At 66.3% G+C, this 17,447-nt stretch carries 9 protein-coding genes; 7 read left to right on the forward strand and 2 right to left on the reverse strand.

The window, feature by feature from the left end:
* Positions 1-21: 21 nt before the first annotated feature.
* Both V2S66_RS19170 and V2S66_RS19175 read right to left on the reverse strand, forming a co-directional pair.
* The gene (locus V2S66_RS19170) at positions 22-474 is read right to left on the reverse strand and encodes a hypothetical protein (RefSeq protein WP_330797050.1); all 453 of its coding nucleotides are present in this window, start codon (positions 472-474) and stop codon (positions 22-24) included.
* A gap of 1,665 nt (positions 475-2,139) precedes the next feature.
* Complete coding sequence (locus V2S66_RS19175; RefSeq protein ID WP_330797051.1) at positions 2,140-2,436, reverse strand: hypothetical protein; 297 nt, start codon at positions 2,434-2,436, stop codon at positions 2,140-2,142.
* A 242-nt stretch (positions 2,437-2,678) separates the two neighbouring features.
* Between V2S66_RS19175 and V2S66_RS19180 the strand changes: the two genes are divergently transcribed.
* From V2S66_RS19180 to V2S66_RS19210, 7 genes are all read left to right on the forward strand, one after another.
* Positions 2,679-4,112, forward strand: coding sequence for a hypothetical protein (locus V2S66_RS19180; protein WP_330797052.1), 1,434 nt, complete (start codon positions 2,679-2,681; stop codon positions 4,110-4,112).
* 238 nt (positions 4,113-4,350) lie between these two features.
* Positions 4,351-5,244, forward strand: a complete 894-nt coding sequence (locus V2S66_RS19185) for a hypothetical protein (protein WP_330797054.1) — start codon at positions 4,351-4,353, stop codon at positions 5,242-5,244.
* Positions 5,245-5,708: 464 nt separating this feature from the next.
* Positions 5,709-7,925: an ATP-dependent nuclease gene (locus V2S66_RS19190; protein ID WP_330797056.1), complete on the forward strand. Its 2,217-nt coding sequence runs from the start codon at positions 5,709-5,711 to the stop codon at positions 7,923-7,925.
* A complete protein-coding gene (locus tag V2S66_RS19195) occupies positions 7,912-9,390 on the forward strand; it encodes a UvrD-helicase domain-containing protein (protein ID WP_330797058.1) in 1,479 nt (492 codons plus the stop codon). Before V2S66_RS19190 ends, V2S66_RS19195 begins: the two co-directional genes overlap by 14 nt.
* Before the next feature lie 607 nt (positions 9,391-9,997).
* Positions 9,998-11,239, forward strand: coding sequence for a restriction endonuclease-related protein (locus V2S66_RS19200; protein WP_330797060.1), 1,242 nt, complete (start codon positions 9,998-10,000; stop codon positions 11,237-11,239).
* Positions 11,236-14,541 carry a pPIWI_RE_Z domain-containing protein gene (locus tag V2S66_RS19205; RefSeq protein ID WP_330797062.1) on the forward strand — a complete coding sequence of 1,102 codons (3,306 nt, stop codon included), beginning with the start codon at positions 11,236-11,238 and terminating at the stop codon, positions 14,539-14,541. Before V2S66_RS19200 ends, V2S66_RS19205 begins: the two co-directional genes overlap by 4 nt.
* Positions 14,541-17,168 carry an RNaseH domain-containing protein gene (locus V2S66_RS19210; RefSeq protein WP_330797064.1) on the forward strand — a complete coding sequence of 876 codons (2,628 nt, stop codon included), beginning with the start codon at positions 14,541-14,543 and terminating at the stop codon, positions 17,166-17,168. Before V2S66_RS19205 ends, V2S66_RS19210 begins: the two co-directional genes overlap by 1 nt.
* Positions 17,169-17,447 lie beyond the last annotated feature (279 nt).

Raw genomic sequence — 17,447 nt, forward strand, 5'->3', positions numbered from 1 at the left:
GTTCCCTCCGCAGGGGCCGGTTCAAGTCTCCCGCGGAGGCCGGGCAGTGTGGTGAGGGTGGCCGTGCGTGCGGCGGGCCTCCTTCATCTCGGCCTCGTGGATGTGGCGTCTGCCGCCGGACAGCTCGGCGTGGATCTCGCGGTCCAGCCGGCGGAACGGCTCGTAGTACGTCGCGTCGTACGTCTCGACCATCTGGAACGTCCAATATCCGGGCAGCACATTCCGGCCGACGATCTCCCGTTCCAGCAGGTCGGCCTGCTCGCTGTGGCCTGCCGCCCTCAGGTGTTCCACCGCTTCACCGAGGCGCAGATCCGCTCCTCCGGTCAGCTGGTGGAACGCGAACAGGGCGCCGCGGGCTCGCTCCACTGTCTCCAGCGCTTTCGAGAGGGTTCCGAGCGCTTCCACGGTGGCGTCGCTCATTCCCTCCGGGCGCCGGTTCGCCGGCGCGGGCCCCGTGTTCTGGTGATCGTCCATGATCGAGGTCTTCCCCGGGCGAACGCGTTGAGCACGGTTGTTCCCGTGATGGCCGTCAGCTCTCGGGAGTCAGCCGGGCCGACGCGCCGAACTAGCCGGTCGTCGTCAGTTCGGCGGCGATGTCGCGGAGCTTCACGTTCTGCTCCTGCGACACCGCGATGAGCATGCTGAAGGCGTGGGCCGCCATTGCGCGTCGTCGCCGCCCGCCCCACCCAATGATCCCGCGCGTAGGTGACAGCGAACGCGTACCAGGTCAGCTCCGACGGACCCCGCGACCCATAAGGCCCCGCACCAGACGGCGGAGCCAGCCCCACCCGGATCGCCCGCGCCAACTCCGCACCCAACTCCCCCGCCACCGCTGCCACACCCCGGCCACGGTCCATCGGCACGTCATGCCGGAACTCCCGCACCCGCTGGCGGCCGATCACCAGCCCGCCACCCACCCCGCTCAACCCGCCCTGCACCAAATGCTGCACCATGCCCATTCCCCTCACCTCGAGGAGGCAGGACTGCCCACCACCCAAAGCCGCCATCCACACCACCCCCCGAACAGCCCAACCACCACCCGCCGGTGTCCCCATCCCGCCAGCGGAAACCAAGGTCACCCAGCGCAACCGGAAAGCACGCGTGCCCTATCGCGCTCCTTCACGCCCCCCAACGCCGGGCTCGGCCAGGGATGCCAGCGCACCCGGGAGGGGTACCAATACCGAGTGACCGAACGACACTGGGCAACCTGACAGCGCCTCAGATTCCCGCTCCGAGCGAGTGGCGTATTTGTGGCGCAAAGCGCATGATGAAGCGTCAGATAACGCCCTGACCTGCGGAAACTCCGGAAAGCTCCGGAGCCGTGTGCGCAGGTTCGAATCCTGCCGGGGGCACTCCGGAAAAAGGCTCTGACCAGCGGAAACGCCGGTCACAGCCTTCCTTGTACCTGCCAAAACACACACGGTCTACCGACCGTTGCTCTCTCCGGCGTGAGGACCCTACAAACGGGCAGTGAGCGAGCTCCCCGTTGTCATTTCCGCAGATCAAGCGGTCGCCAGCCGCGCACCGACCGACCATCCTCCGCGACGGGAACCACTGCGGACCGCATTCGCCCGTAGGCTGCGTTCTTCACGTGTACGCCTGTGACCTGCAATGAATCCCGTAAACACAAGAGGTCCCGTTGGTCGTTGCTCTTGGGATACGGGCTCACAACGGGCCGAATTTTGTAGGGTCACCACATGGGCTCACGGCATCGCGTTCGGCGTGCGCAGGCCCCGATACAGGTGGGAATTGGTGTCCGGAGTAGCTTCGACTCCCGGATGCAGAGCTTGATCCAGATCACTCTGAGTCATCGACAAGGACGAGTTCGATGGCGAAGTCGTCCGGCGCCTCGCCCATCGGGTTCACCAAGGCCATGGCGGGAGAGCAGTGCGCAGATTCGGGGCCCAGACCGCGAACCTGCTGGACCTCGCGTCGCAAACGAAACCGTGCGGTTGCCAGTCGCGGCGCTCCTGGGTCCTGGGTCGCGGTCCGCGCGGCCCCGTTTGCCGCCGTCCCGTCCGGCTGCTGCGACCGCCGCTTGAGGCGGGGTGCTGCCGGCAGGTCGAACGCCCCGGCGCGGGGGGAACCGGAGCGTTCGTGTGCTTGTACGCATACTTCAATGAACCACGTCGGCCGCGGTTACGGGCTTGGCATACCAGCCGATTCTTCAGCGGTCTGCTGCTTCGGGTCGCTAGTCGCGTCTGTTTGCGTCGGATCGCTTTGCTGCTCCGAGGACAGAGTGTGCAGACTGACGATCTCGCCGCTGACGATGTAGGTGTTCAGAGCACACAGATTGGCGATCTCGATCGCGACGTTCGCGTGCACCGCCTTGTTCGTCATCTTGTCGATGGCGCTGAACTGCTCGTACAGGCCCGCGACGATGGCGTCGATGAGCGCACGGCTGGAGTCGCTGCGGACCGTCTCCTTGAGGAACATGGACAGGCGGTTGCGGTGCTTGGAGTCATCAAGGACAGAAGCGCGCGGGTTCGAGGAATCATGAAGGCTCCCGAGGTGAACTCGTATGCAGAGGAGGGCGAAGGGGGCGGGTCTGGTACGGGTTTCGGCTTGGTCTTCGAGTCGAGTCGAAAGATCGGTAGTACTGGCAGGAAGGCGCGGAATCTGGAACCGCCTGCCACCGATGCGCTCATGCTGACAGCGGCCGGCGCTACGGTGATCGCATGGCACACTCCGCAGCCCCGAGCGGGCTCGTCGCTGTCCACATCGGTGTCCAGAACCCCGCCGAGTTCCTGGAGCCCCATCCGGACGCGCACGAACACGTCCGGGAACTGTGGGCAGCCGCTCACAGGTACGACGGCATCGGCTGGGAGAAGGCTGGTGCCGACCCTCGGTGGCTCAGGGCGGACACCAGTACCTGCGCTGCGGCCATCAATCCGAGCCACTTCAGCGGGCGGGGCGCGGACGAGTTCACGCGTTTCCTCGACGGAGCAGCTTCACGTGGCGAGAAGGCATTGATCATCGCCACGATGGGCGACGCGAACAGCGAGCCGAGGAACTCGATCTTCGGTGGCGACGTTGCCAGCGTGTACTTCCGTAACTTCGATGGTTCGATCGCCGGCAAGCGCCTCGGGACCAGTTCGGAGATCACGCTAGCCCCGGGCCTCGATCCGGTTGACCATGACCTCGCGCTCCGCATCCGCAACAGTTCAGATGACGGTCCCTGGTGGGCTATGACCCCTCGGCCGGTGACGGCAGAAGGGCTGTCAGGTACCACCGTCTACCAGCCGGAGGGCGAGCTTGTTCCCATCCTGGTGGACACACTCGGTGAACCAGTCGTAGCCCGCTGGATGCCCAACGACGGCAAGCAGATCTGGTACATCGTCCCGGACGGGATCAACTGGAACGCCGTGGTCGGCTGGCTCGTCCAGCGTGCCCTGCCCGCGCACGTCCCAGAAGCTCTTCGCCGAGTCCGTTCCCCGCACAGCATCAACCCCGACCTAGAGACGACCGCCGAGTCCTCGGCACGCCTTGCACTTGAGGAACTGGAGAGCCACTACGCCGCCGAGAAGGTCCGGCTGGAAGCCGAGCAGAAGGCAGCGAAGGATGCGGCGGAGCCGGTCCGGTCCGGGCTGCTGTTCGGCACCGGCAGTACGCTAGTCGACGCCGTCGCGGTCGTTCTGCGCGCGGCTGGCTTTGACATTACTGACCTGGATGAGGAGCTGGGCACGAAGTCAGCGGACTTGCTCGCCATCTGGGGCGGAGAGGCACGCCTCGTCGAAGTGAAGTCCGAAGGCGGCCAGGCGAAGGAAGCGCTGGTGGCCGATCTTGAGCGCCACCTGAGCACCTGGCCGAAGCTGCGCCCCAACCAGCCGGTCACTCGTGGAACCCTGGTCGTCAACCACCAGCACAAACTCGACCCCGCGCAGCGCAAGCAGGAGGTGTACGAGCGCCCCGAGTTCGTAGCCGCGCTCCAGCATCCGGTGATTCCAGCAATGGGCCTCTTCGAGTGGTGGCGGACCGAGGACTGGGCAGCGGTGCGAACTGCCGTCCTCGGGCAACATCACGGCACGGAGCCGAGCCGGTCCGCGCCAACTGAGCCCGAAACCCCGGCCGCGGCGCGTCGCAACTTCTGGTCCCGCTTCGCCGGCTCCTGACGGCACAGATCCGGGTCGAGGGCGGTCTTCTGGCTGACGAGGAGATAGGGGTTCGTCGATGCTGGCCAGCGGTGGTGGCGGTAGGTGAGCCACTCGCCGGCGAGTCGGTGGGTGAATTCCTCCAGGTAGAGGGTGTGAACCGTTCCTGCCCTGCGCTATGCGTCCCGATCCGCAGCCGCCTCGGTCCATCTGGTCCATCGTCGAGAGGCCCGCTCAGCGGGATCGGAAGGAGAGTAAGTTGCCGCTGATCACCTATTCCAAGCAGCTTGTAGGGGCAGCGCAGATGGCTGACAGCACCGACTCAATGAGCTCGACCGACTACGAGAAGGTGACGCGGCTCCTCGTCGAGCGCATCGCAGAACGCTCGCTGGTGACGACGACACGCCTTGAGCACGACCTGGTCCTGCCTGGTCGGGCTTCGCCTCACCAGATCGATGTCCTGTGGGAGTTCACGACCGAGTCCGGGCATGCGCACCGGGTCGTCTTCGAGTGTCGGCGTAAGAGCCGTTCGCTGGAGCAGAACGATGCGCTTGCCTTCAAGGGAGTTGTCGAAGAGGTCAGCTTCGACGACGTGCCGACGACAGGCGTCCTGGTCCATGTGAAGGGCTTTCAACTAGGCGCCCGAAAGATCGCCGATACATACGGTTTGATCATCCTGGAGATGCGATCCCCGACTGACAAGGACGTCAAGGGGCGGTTGATGAAGATCCAGATTTCGATGACCCCGCGTGTTCCAGTGGTCAAGGACTTGCATATGGATCTCTCTGAACTGCTGTCGGGCGCACTGAGCGGACCCGTGCTCAACTATGCGTTGGAGGTCCAGGACCCGCGCGACGGTTGGCTCCGGGTCATGGACCTCCTCCAGCACGGGGAGATCAACCCAACGACGGAGGTTCTGACTCCGTTCCATCGAGTCACTCGTTCGTTCGACCCGCCAGTCGTCCTGGCCTTGAGCGGCAAGCCGGCGGCCAAGATCCGGTCGATCTCCGCGACTGTCGGCGAGGAGTTGAGCGACCCCTTCGACATTAGTGTCGGTGGTCGGGAGAACCTCGCGTGGATGGTGAAGGATGTGCTCGGCGGAGAGATCGCATGGTTCACCCACGCCGGACAGGTCCACCTCATCGAGTCGTAGGTCCCGATTCCGCACCAGCAGCGAGGTAGGCGGCCCTGCTGCCCTGGGCGTAACGGACCCAGCCGAAGGCGGTACTGGGATGAACGCCGAACAGGTCGCTAACCACGATGGGCGGCAGATCGGTAACGGCTTCGAGCGGCGGTCGCCTACCAGGTGAAGCTGATCGCCAGGGCTGGCCCCGGGAGGACGAGAGCATGGCCATGCCGACGCCCAGGCCCGCCATTCCAGGACAGTTTCGATCGCCTACCGGCGCAGCATGGCGCTTCTGAGCAGCCTCGCCGCGGGCACGCCGAGAAGATCACCGTGCTGGATCTCAACGCCATGCCCGTGAAGCGCGGGGCTGGGTCTTCTGGCCCGGAAAGCATGTGCCCGATGTCGGAGTAGCCGGGGATGATGACCTTCCAGTGGTTCGCACGGCTGCCCTGGGGGTCGGGATGTATCTAAGTCGGATCAAGGTGAGTGGGTTGCGTGCCAGCGCCGAGGGGGAGTTGGTCTGTGAGCTGCCTGGGCGGTTCAGCGTTCTGATCGGGGCCAACGGCGCCGGGAAGACCACCCTCGCTGATGCCTTGTACCTTGCCCATCCCAGCCGTTTTCCCGCGTTCCCGCGGCACAGCTCAGCCGCCCTCGGCCCCAGGGATGTCGCTCGCAGCATAGATATCGAGTATTCGTTTGGGGCGGATGTGGCGACTGAGGGGCGCCTGGGGCAGCAGTTGTTCCAGAGCCACTACCGGAGCCAGGGCTCGGTCGCGAAGAGGTGGAGCGTCTCGCTGAACCGCAAGATGGGCACGGTTACCGCCAAGGTCGACCCTCTGCACGGCGTCGGGCAGGAACTCGACCCGTTCAAGTTGATCTACCTGCCGGCCTGGCGTCACCCGCTGGACGAGCTGGCCCGGCGTGAAGCGCGGATCCTCATCGAACTCCTGCGAGCCCAGCAGCAACGTCTCAACGGCAGTCGGAGCCTGGTTCCCCTTCGGGTCCGCGCGTCCCATCTGCTCGAGGAGCTGGCCAAGGACGACATCATCGACGCTCTTGAGGAGCGGATCCGCGGCCACCTCACCACTCTGTCGGCCGGCGTCAACGCTCAGTGGCCCTATATCAGGGGGCAGGTGGTTGACGACGCATACCTGGCACGCGTCCTGGAGCTGATGCTTGCGGTGATGGAAGGGCGTACGACGGCCCGGCCACTGGAGGTGTCCGGGCTCGGATACGTCAACCTCCTCCACATCGCTGTGACCCTAGCTGCCATACCGGACACCTCCGAGCCCCCGGCGGCCGACTCCGAGCAGCCCTCTGCCGAGGACCTCTTCACGGAGGTAGAGCAGGAGCGGATCCGCGAGCGCCTCGTCCAGGCCCAGGCCGAAGCCGAATCGGAGGAGGACTCCTTCTTTCCGGCAACCCCTTTCCACGCCACCGTCGTTATCGAAGAACCTGAAGCGCACCTGCATCCCCAACTGCAGCACGCTCTCACCCGGTATCTGCGTAGGGCTGTGAAGACGAGGCCCGAGCTGCAGGTCATCCTGTCCAGTCACGCCACCGATGTCATCACCTCCTGCGACCCCGAGCACCTCATAGTGGTGCGCCAGACCGATCACGGCCGGGTCTGCCGGGCCGTGGCCACCGTCGTGCCGGCGAAGGATCGGGCGGCGACCCTGCGGATGGCGCGGCTGCATCTGGACGCCAGCCGGTCCGCCGCCCTGTTTGCTGAACGCCTCGTCCTGGTCGAAGGCGTCACCGAGGCGGCCATCCTGCGTGAATTCGGCCGGGCGTGGGCGGGATCCGACACCGTGAAAGAGGCGTTCGTCGATGCTCTGAGCATCGTGCCGGTGGGGACCAAGGTCGGCGAGTGGGCCGTCCACCTCCTGGCCAGCCGGGGCGCCGAACTGTGCTCCAAGCTGGCAGTGCTGACCGACAGCGATCTCCCCTTCGAAGCCGAACCCCGCAAGCCGAAATGGATCCCGAACCACGATCCCATGGTCGTCGACGCCTTCATCAGCCACCCAACGCTGGAGCCGGCAATCACTGAGGGCAACGAAGACCTCATAGCCGACGCTCTGGACGACGTTGGTCTGGATACGCCTTGGGACATCACTCCAGAAGCCATCCACGAGATCTTCAAGAGCCGACGCAAGGGCAAGGGTGGAGCCGACGATGCTCCTGCTGGTCCTGGAGCCAAGAAGAAAGCGCAGTTCGCCCTGGCTCTCGCCGGCAGGCTGATGGACGCCAACGATGCTCAACTACCGGTCCGGGTCCCTGATCACATCCAGCAGCTCTTCGACTTCCTCTACCCTCCGACCTCCACCGAAAATTCCGACGTCCCCGCCGACGCGGTAGCCGACAGGGAACCCTTCGGCATCCCGGATCCCGCAGCGTGGTGGGTGGACGACACCGACGATGTCGACTTCCCCACGCCGGGTGGGTCCGATTCGATCAGCATGTGGACCGATGACTGGGAGGACCTCGACGCTTCGGAAGACGAGCCGGAACCTGAAGACACGGTGTCGGCTGCGCTGTGGATCGAGGGCATGGAACTCTGGGATGCTCCGGCCCATCCGGTACCCGTCGTCGCGTCGCCGCTTCCACCGATACGGCCTGGGGCATGGCCGCCGGCGAACCCGCGCCGCCCGGGATCCTGGCCGACGAACCCGACCATGCAGGAATGGGGCCGCGATGGCCACTCCTGACCCGCGTATTGATCTCAGTCGCGAGCAGCTTCTGGCAGTGGGAAGCCCGCAGGCGCGCCTGTACGTCGAGGCGCCCCCGGGATCGGGCAAGACCACGGTCTCAGCCCAGCGATTCGGTTTGCACCGCTTCGCACGCACAGCCGACCATCGGGCCGTGATAGCTGTCAGCTTCACCCGCTCAGCGACAGCCGAGATACGCAACCGTGTGCTCGAACACTGGGGGCCAACGGCCCTCGCTTGGCCGCACCGCATCGTCACACTCGACACCCTCGTGCACCAGCTACTCAACCACCTTCTGCGCAGCGAACTGCTCCAGTGGCCCGGCGGGCACCTCGAACTGCGTGTCCTCGACTCATGGCAATCCCATCTCCCTTCGATATACGCCTTCAACCGGCCGGTTCTCGAACTGCACGGCAACCGGATCGCTCCCGGCATCGTCAGAGAGTCCCGCCGCGGCCCGACCATTGAGCAGGAAGCCTTCGAGACTGCGGTCAGCGAAGGAACGTGCACCCACGAAGACGTACGCTCGGTGCTGGCAGCAGCCCTGGACAGCCATACCGTGCGCACGGAGCTGGCCACCTTCCTGACGCGGTCCGTCAGGTCCTTGATCATCGACGAGATCTTCGACGCGAACCTCCTCGACCTCCAGGTCGTCACCCTCGCTGCGCGCGCCGGCCTCGCCGTCACCCTGGTTGGAGACCCCTGGCAAGCCCTCTACGGATTCCGAGGAGCACGTCCGGAGCAAGTACCGATCCTCATGGACCATGAGGGTTTCACGCGGCAATCCCTCCACGCCTCCTTCCGCTTCACAGACGAACCCCAGCGGCTGCTGACCAGGCGACTGCGCCGAAAAGAGCCCGCGGTGGTCGACGACGGCGACGTGTCACAGGTGAACGTGGTCCTCGCGCGCAAATGGGACGCATTGTGGGATACCGACCCACGCGTCCTTCCCCTCGCGATCCGCTCGCCCAGCGGGCAGTTCCAGGAGGCGGCCACCACGCTACTCCTCAGCCTCATGACCGACCGCGCATTCGGTATCGGCGCCGTCTTCGCGAATGACGCACTGACCGCCCTGGGCATCACCGACAGCCAAGCGATCACACGACTGCAACCACGACTGCAAACGATCTTGGACTCTCTCGCAGGAGATGAGGACCTCGATGCGGTCAGGAACGCCCTCAACACCACGATCGCCACGGAGTCGAGCCGCAAGGCTCCAAAGCGCGACCGAACGCACATCGCACGCCTGGAGAACCTCCGCGCACGCCTGCGACTCCCCGACGATCAACTGGTCCCGGGCCTCACCTGCCACCAGGCCAAGGGCAGGGAGTGGGACAGGGTGGGAGTCCACCTGGAGGAGCCCGACCGGGAAGCACTCCGAGCGGGACTGGACCACACCAGAGAGACCCACCGCATGCTGTACGTCGCCCTCACCCGCGCCAGGCTCCTCAGCCTCGCCGTATAACCGACCCGCGACGGCTCGTTCCACCTCGTCGATCAACGCTGTGCACCACGGCCGCGAGCACCGCCCAGCCCCAGTACCTCCCTCTGCGGCACAGAGACACCTCCTTGGCACCCGGATCATCGATCCCAGCGGGTCCTGCCCCAAGAATTCCTAGCCCGCCCATCGCTACCCATCGCGATCACCAAGGCAGACGGACAGGAGACGGAAGCCTCGCCCGAACGATCCCTCATCAGAGGTCCCCCATCACAATCGGCGACCAGCGGTCCCATCCAGGACAGACAGGTCCGGCCCCGGGAGCCTGACCTGCTTCGATACCGCGAATGAAATTCTCCGCAGCGGATTGCTCCCAACTCCACTCGTCCGATGGTGTCCTGACTCGGGCGGCTGGGCATCTCCCACAGCGTCACCTGCGTCAGCGCTTCGCGCGTCCTCCTCCACATGGCCGCCGCCCACATAAATAGAAAACATGTGCGCCATTTAAGCCGTGTGGGTGACTTCGGCGGTGGATTGTCAGTGCCTAGGTGTAGGAGTGGCGACTATGAAAGCGGATCGCCTCCCCGTGGCACCCCCTACTCCGCCTGCAAGGGCTGAGTCCGACAACAATGCCTTGCCGCCTGCTTACCTGGCCGGCAAGATCGACTCGCCAGGTGGCGAAGAGAGCTTCGACGTAAAGGTCTCTCACAGGTCCAGCACTCTGCAGGCTAATGAGGACTACACAACGCTCGAGATGCTCTGCGCCGGGTTGGCGCGGATCCGGCTCGATCACCAGCGAGTCCAAGACGGGACTCCGCTCCAGTCGACGACGCAAGACGGCCCCGCTCTCCCACAGGCTTGGCGGGCCGCCCGTCGCCGGTTGTGGTGGATGGGCCGGGTCGCGGGGCTCAACTGGCCTCGCAACGATCTGAACCTGTTCGCACACTGCCGTGTTCCGCTGTCGACCTGGCCAGTGGGGTTGTCCCTGGCTGAGGGCGATCTGACTGCGGTCCTTCTGGATGGTGATGAGCTTTCGGAGTTCGCGGAGGAGGCTGCTGCTCTCGCCGGTCATGCCGACGTGGAAGCAGAGTTGGTGCAGAACCAGACGTTTCGCGCGCTGGTCACCTGCGCCCAGCGGAACGGGACCAGTGAGCGTGAGGTTCCGCGGAACTACGTGCGGTTGCGTCGTCTGCTGATCGCGGAGCCAGTTCTGAGCGACCGACGGGTCCTGGCGTTGGCACGAATTTTCCCGGCTGCGGAGGCGTCAGGAGAGCTGTTCATCCGGCAGTTTCTCGGTACGGCCTACACCTTCCGCCCCGAGCCCGGGAAGGTGCGGTTGGCAGTCTGCCAAGGGTGCGGCAATCCCGCTGATGGCGCGGTGGGCAACTGCCCGACGCCTGGTTGTACCGGGCCCACCGGCACGCAGACCTTCGAGACTCTGGATGGCTACTGGCTCCAGCATCGTGCCACCCGCCGGTTCTTCCACGATCCGGGACTGGTCGAGACACGGATCCTGGACCGACTGGCCGAGCTACCACCATCAGCGGTCGAAGTGGAGGCGTGGCCGCTACTGGATGCCTGGGACAGTGCGGTCACCTTTGTGCCGTCGGCGCCCGGCCACCCCGTGGAACGCTGGGTGATCGACGCGAAGGACTGCGCCAGCCCAACTCAGCTGGCACGGGGGTTCAGCAGCGACGCACGGATCATGGCGCGTCGGCGCATCATCGTGCTGCCCATGCACCGTGACAAGGTCCCCGGATATCGCACGGACCTGGTGCGTGAGCTGGACGGGCGGGTGAGCGGGATCGAGGTCCTGAACGAGGAGGAGTTCGTGCGCCAGGTGACCCGCCGTGCCCTGCAGGTGGTGGCCCGATGAGGGACTCCACGCAATGGAGCAAGGTCCTCGTCAAGGAGCTCACGGACCAGGCTGTCCGGCCTCTGCTGGGCTCGCTCAGGCCGGCCGAGTTCTGCGCGCTGGAGCTGGGCTTGTCGTTCATGGCCGATCACATGCCCGAGCAGGGCATCGGTGCCCTGTGGCCTGTCCTGTCGACGTACGCCGTTGTGTCCGAGCAGTCGCAGCCGCAAGTGCGGGCCTTGCGGCAGTTGATGGGCGGGGTCGCGCGGTCCGGTGCCTGGCGGGAGAAGCTCAACACCTACGCGCGGCTGCCCGAGCAGGTCCGCGGGTTCGATCCTGGTGAGTTGCGGGGCCGCAAGGTCGAGCACGGCACGGTGTTTACCCGTCGTCCGTCTCCGTATGCTGCCGGCCGGCACGAGGTCTACCGCCAGGTGCTGGAGCAGCCCGCCCCATACACTTCACCGACTCTGCACGCCCCTGCCCCGCCCGGCGCACTGTGCAACTTCCGCCGTGACGACGGCAGCGTCGAACAGGTACTGATCCCTGAAACCTTCGCCCCTGACCCGCCACCCCCTGTTCTAGAGCCGGTCCGTTCCCGAACCCGTACTCCCCTGCCAGTGACGTCCGAGGATCTTCACTGGGCCGCGGAACAGCTCGACGCGCTGCTGGCCGAGCATCCGCAGATCACCAACCGGGACTTCGTCAAGCGCCTGGAGGACATGGACTTTGCCGCAGTCGACGCGGTCAGCGGCACATTGGTGGGGCCGGTTGACGGTTTCACCATCGACGGGGTCTTCGGCCTGGTCGGCTTGATGAACAGCGGCAAATCCACCCTCCTCGATCTGCTCGCCCTCATCGCCGTACGGCGTGGAGGAAAGGTCGGTTACCTGCTCTCATCAGGTAGCGACGTCTACGCAAAAGTCTCCTTCCTGCGGGCGCTCGGCATCACTGCCGTTCCCTTCTTCGGTCGCAACACCGCCGGGGAACACGCTGAGCGGTACTGGCGCTCGCAACTGCACGACGGGACCACCACCTTCCCCGACGGAGACGACCCGGCTGCCGATTTCGCTGATGACCAGTGCTACCTGGAGGATCTGCGCACTAGTAACCGGCCCGACCACGCTCCCCTGCCTCGTAAGGAACGGCCGTGCCAGAACAAGCTCACCGTTGTGGGCACGAGGCGGACGGTGGACTGCCCTCTCTTCGCCGTCTGCCCGTCCCAGGCCACTGCCCGGGCCAGCACCGACGCACAGCTCTGGGTCACCACTCCGGCCGGCCTGGCTTCCATGGCCACCCCTTCGTCGAACGCCGACATGCGCCTGTACGAGGCAGCGCAGCACCATCTCGACCTGCTGCTGGTCGACGAGGCCGACACCGTCCAGCAGCAGTTCGACGACCGCTTCTTGCAGCACGAGATCCTCACCCAGCCCGGCCGGGGCTGGAGCGACCGCGTCCTGGCACAGATCGACCGCCAGCTCGAACACTCCTGGCGCCGTGACATCCTCACCCCCGACTTCAAAGCCATCAACCGGGCCGCCCGCCAGCACGAACAAGCCCTCACCGAGCTGTACACACTGCTCCTAGAGTCCACCGGCGTGGTCCTGCGCGATGTCGTCAACGAGGGCCCATTCACGGGATACAGCCTGCTGCGCCGGCTGGCCCGGGTCCTGCACGGACTCACCGCACGCCGGGACTGGCAAGGGCAGACCGAACTGGAAGACCAGGCAGACCTGTTCTTCGAGGAGCACTTCGAGCCACTGCTGAGCAACCCCTTCCAAGCGCCCCCGGAAGCATGGGCGGAACTCACCCAGGCGATGACCGCCACCCACGAAACGACAATCACTGCCCAGGAGGCCGCCCTGGCCTGGCTGGCGAAGCATCGACCGGCGCCGGACGACACCACTCCGGACGGGCTGGAGGAACTGGCCAGGCTCCTGCAGGCCGGCCTGTGGACCGCGAGGATCACCGCATCGTTCTTCACCATGGCGCAGCTCCTCCCGGCGGTTTCCAGCTCTCCCGGGGACGGCCTGGAGGATTTCTGGAGCAACCAGCCTCCCCGCGACCTCCAGACGTTCATTCCCGAACAGGCTGCGGGCAACTTGATGGCGCTGCAGTGGCAGGCCAACCGTGAAGGCGACAGCGGCTCGTTCAGCGTGCTGTGGCTGCGCGGTGTCGGCCGCTGGCTCCTCTACCACCTGCACGACCTCCTGGCCCCCGAAGGCATCGAAGGTCCGAACGTGGTTCTCGCTTCAGCGACCAGCTGGATGCCGGCCTCTCCCAGATTCCACCTGGACACCCCGCCCAGCCTGATCCTGCGGGAACCGCCCAAGGCCCGGGCCGCCCTCGAGGAGAGCCGGATGTTCTTCCGCCCGGCCCGCTACGCAGACGGCCGCCCTGTCTTCGTCTCCGGCACTGGTGGCAACCCCGCGCGGCGGCAGGCTGCACTCGCCGCGGTCACCGACAGCATCTGCACCCCGCGCCCAGGAGCACTGCTACCGCTCTTGGAGCAGGTGCGCGAGCATCTTGCCGAAGACCGTCAGCAGGTCCTGTTCACTGTCCAGAGCACGCGCGATGCTGAGACAGTCGCGGAGTTCATCAACCACAAGACCCGGTACACAGCGCTGCACGTCATCCGCGAAGAGGACCCACCGACCGCCTACAGCCTCGCCCGCCGCCGCCTGGGCACGTTCGCCTCCACCGGTGCCGACATCCTGGTGGCGGCCGAGGGGGCAGTGCAGCGTGGTCACAACATTCTCAACGCGCGGCGAGTCGCCGCTCTGGGCGCGGTGTTTTACCTCGCCCGTATCCACCCGCCGGCTGACGATGCGACCTTCCCGTTGTCCCTCCTCAGCCGCGAAGCTATGCGCCGTCTCCACGACCCCGTCGACCTGACCGCACCGGGCGCGTCCCCGGGCGATATCGCCCGCACACTGCGACACGGTGAGAGGAACCGCTGGCGCAAGATGGTGGGCGAGCCGGTCCTGTTCAGCCGCCTGGCCGACCGGACCGAACGCAACGCCTTCGTGGGCAACCTCCTGGTGCCCCTGCACCAAACCCTGGGCCGAGGAATCCGCGGCAACGAGAAAGTCCTGGTCTACCTGTGCGACGCCGCGTTTGCGCCGCGAACCGCCGACCTGGACGAGACGGCTCCCGACACCGAACGCACCAGTGTCATCGTCGCTGCCCAGAAACTCCTGCACGGATGGCTGACCGACCCCGGTCCCGACGCCACCGCCGCGCAACGCCGCGACCACGCACTCGCCCACGCCTGCTGGGGCCTGACCTCCCGCCTCCTGGACACCCTCGACTGGGGACTGCACTGATGCCGACCTACCGACACGCCCGACCGATCGCGCTCGCCTTCGCCCCCGGTGCGACCCTACCGACGACCGGCTACCGCGCCAGCTGCCCCGACGCCTGGCTCACCCTGCTGGAGCGGGCCTGGAACGAACGCCCCGCCCGCCGCACCCGCAAGACCAGCGGGCCCGAACTGCTGCCCACCCGCTCCCTCACCGACCTGATCACCCTCATCGACCCGGCGATCACCGCCGTCCGCGGGAACCCCCGGGACCCTGCCTGGCTGCGCGCCAGCGCCCCCGTCGACCCCGATCTGCTCCTGATCGCTCTCGACGCATGGGCCGCCACCAACATCGCCGCCCCTCCTCCCGGCAGCGACTGGTACACCCAACTATCCGAAGCCGCCCAGTTGGACTGGGTCCCCGACGACCTCGACCTCGCCGACCACGCCCTTCACCCCAACGGCACCGCACGCCCCGCCCCCGAAGTCTTCAAGTTGCTGCCCAGCCTGGTCGCTGAACACCTCACACGCACCGGACTGGTGCTGCACGGTCAGCCGCGGACCGTGCTCCTCGGGCCCACGAGAAGTGACGGCCAACGCACGATCTACCTCGGCGTCCCCGAACCCCTCGTGGACAAGCGGGGCGCCACCGGCACCAGCGCCGAGTCGATCACATTCCACCTGCAGACCGTGCCCGGCAAACCCGGCGTACATCTGCACGCCGACCTGACGATGTCCCGCTTCGCATCGGCCCCGGTCAGCTACGTCCCCCGCAAGGGCCGCGGCGACACCAACGCAACCGTCCTACTGATGGCCGCAGACGGATTCGTTCACCGCCGTGAACGGCCCATGCTCCTGCACAGCACCCTCACCATTCCCCGCTACGGAGAATCGGGCTGGGCCTGGGCGCCCGGCGTCGCCAAGATCCTCGCCCGCCTCAGCCGCCACCCGGCCCCGGACCTCGAACAGCTTCGGACCGATCCCACCACGGCCGCCGCCCAGCCCTTCGCCGCCCACCTCGTGCACAGCACCGGCATGACCTACCGCAGCCCGCAAACACCCGGCGACACCGCCACGGCAAGCCACGACCATCCGGTCGGCACCGGCTTCCAGCCCTGCGACCACCTCGAAGTCCTCGACCAGCTCGGCGAGCACCTCGCCGCCCTCGGCCTGGAACACCTCGCACCCGCGCCCAAAGCTCGCACCCTTGTGCGCGCCCTCCAGCGTCCGCAACCGCCTGAGACACCGACCTACACGATCGACGTATGGGCCACCTCCACCCGCACCTGGCAAGCAGTACAACTCGCCGCGAGCGAAAAACTCGGACTGACCCCCAGCACCGAAACCACGGACTCCAACGCGGTCTACACCGGCCCCATCGAGCTGACCCTGCAACGCGTCAATCCCGGAGACCTCACCGCCGGCCTCCCCCGCCCCACCACCGCCGACATGGACACCGCCCAGCGCCGGACCGTCTACCAGCAGGCCGAAACCGAGCGAGCCACCCGCATCGCCGAGAGCTTCCCGCGCAGCGAGGAACCACGCACCTGCGTCGTCGAGATGGAAGGCGCCGCCTACTTCGCCCGCCTACGACAAGGCGACCCCAAAACCCTCTTCAAGAAGACCCTGCCCACCGTGAACCGCCGCGTCCAGTGCCTGCGCCCCATCCCGGATGCCCCCGCAAACCCCAGCGAAAAGGCCCTCGGACGGCGCTTGCCCGGCACCGACTTCACCAACGCCGACATCGAACGCACCGCATCAGCCCTCAAAGACGCCCTCCGCCAAGCAGGACACCTGCCGACCCTCCCCAAGCCCCGGGGCATCGAAGACAGCGACCCCTTCGAACTGCTCACCATCTGGCTGGCTCCCGCAGGTGACCGCGTCGTACCGATCCTTGTCCGCCAGAGCACGGACGCCGCTCCCACCGCCCAGCTTATGCCCAGCACAAAGCAGCGCGTCGAGCCGCTCATGCCGTTCGCCGAGCTACCCGAGGCCCTCGTCACCGGCCGCGGCAGGATCTCGGTCTACCAATCCAGGGCCGCACTGGCCGACTTCATCCACCAAGCCCTCGCCCTCGACTCCCACACCCACCGGCTCCTGCTGGTGCGCGGTGCCCGCATGCGCGACGACGACATCTGGCCCTGGCTCCAGGACAGCCACCTCACCCCCGACCAGATGATCCTCCCCGGGGTCAGCCTGAAAAACCCGGACCGGCCGCCCACACTCCACGCACCCGACGACCACAAGGGACTGAGGATCATCCGGCTCCGAGAAGCAGACGACCGCCGCGCCGTCCCCCGCGCCTTCGGCGTCACCTGGGACGAGAAAGGCACACCGCTCCACGGCCGGTTCTCCGGCCTCACCCAGATCGGCGAACGCGCCTACTGGGGAATCAACCCACGCTCCGACCAGAACCAAACGCCCCTGGGCGTAACCAAGTTCGACCCCGCCCAGCCACTCAACCGCACCTGGACCTGCGCCAACCCCGCCACCCTCGAGATCGTCCCAGCCTTCCTCCAGGCCGGCGACGACCCCGCCGACTGGGCCATGTACGTCCATGCACAACGCCGCTTCAGCACCCACACCGACAGCCCGACCACCTGGCCGGCGATCATGCATCTCGCGCAACTCATGGAGGAATACATCGTGTAACCCTCGCAAGGCGCCAGAATTTGAACCGACCAGCACAGACGGCTACCTCTCTCGGTGTCAACCGATATGAGCCCTGGCCGGCACGGCGAACGAGCCAGCAGGAACGAGCCCTGTCAAGCATGCCCGGATCCCAAAGACCAGGAGATTTAATTGTTCTCCGGAGAATACTTGAACTGGAACGAAGAAAACCCGATCGTCCCTTTCGAAAACCCGCGTCGAGCAGGGCGATCCCAGGACCCATGCAGACTTCATCGACAATTTTCCGCCGGACCGCTGCGC

Origin of the sequence: Actinacidiphila polyblastidii (assembly GCF_036353415.1) — a bacterium.
GTDB lineage: Bacteria > Actinomycetota > Actinomycetes > Streptomycetales > Streptomycetaceae > Actinacidiphila > Actinacidiphila polyblastidii.

Coding starts and splice junctions, on each gene's coding strand:
- V2S66_RS19210 (WP_330797064.1), top strand. CDS start 14,541: ATGCCGACCTACCGACACGCCCGACCGATCGCGCTCGCCTTCGCCCCC.
- V2S66_RS19180 (WP_330797052.1), top strand. CDS start 2,679: ATGGCACACTCCGCAGCCCCGAGCGGGCTCGTCGCTGTCCACATCGGT.
- V2S66_RS19195 (WP_330797058.1), top strand. CDS start 7,912: ATGGCCACTCCTGACCCGCGTATTGATCTCAGTCGCGAGCAGCTTCTG.
- V2S66_RS19205 (WP_330797062.1), top strand. CDS start 11,236: ATGAGGGACTCCACGCAATGGAGCAAGGTCCTCGTCAAGGAGCTCACG.
- V2S66_RS19170 (WP_330797050.1), bottom strand. CDS start 474: ATGGACGATCACCAGAACACGGGGCCCGCGCCGGCGAACCGGCGCCCG.
- V2S66_RS19175 (WP_330797051.1), bottom strand. CDS start 2,436: ATGTTCCTCAAGGAGACGGTCCGCAGCGACTCCAGCCGTGCGCTCATC.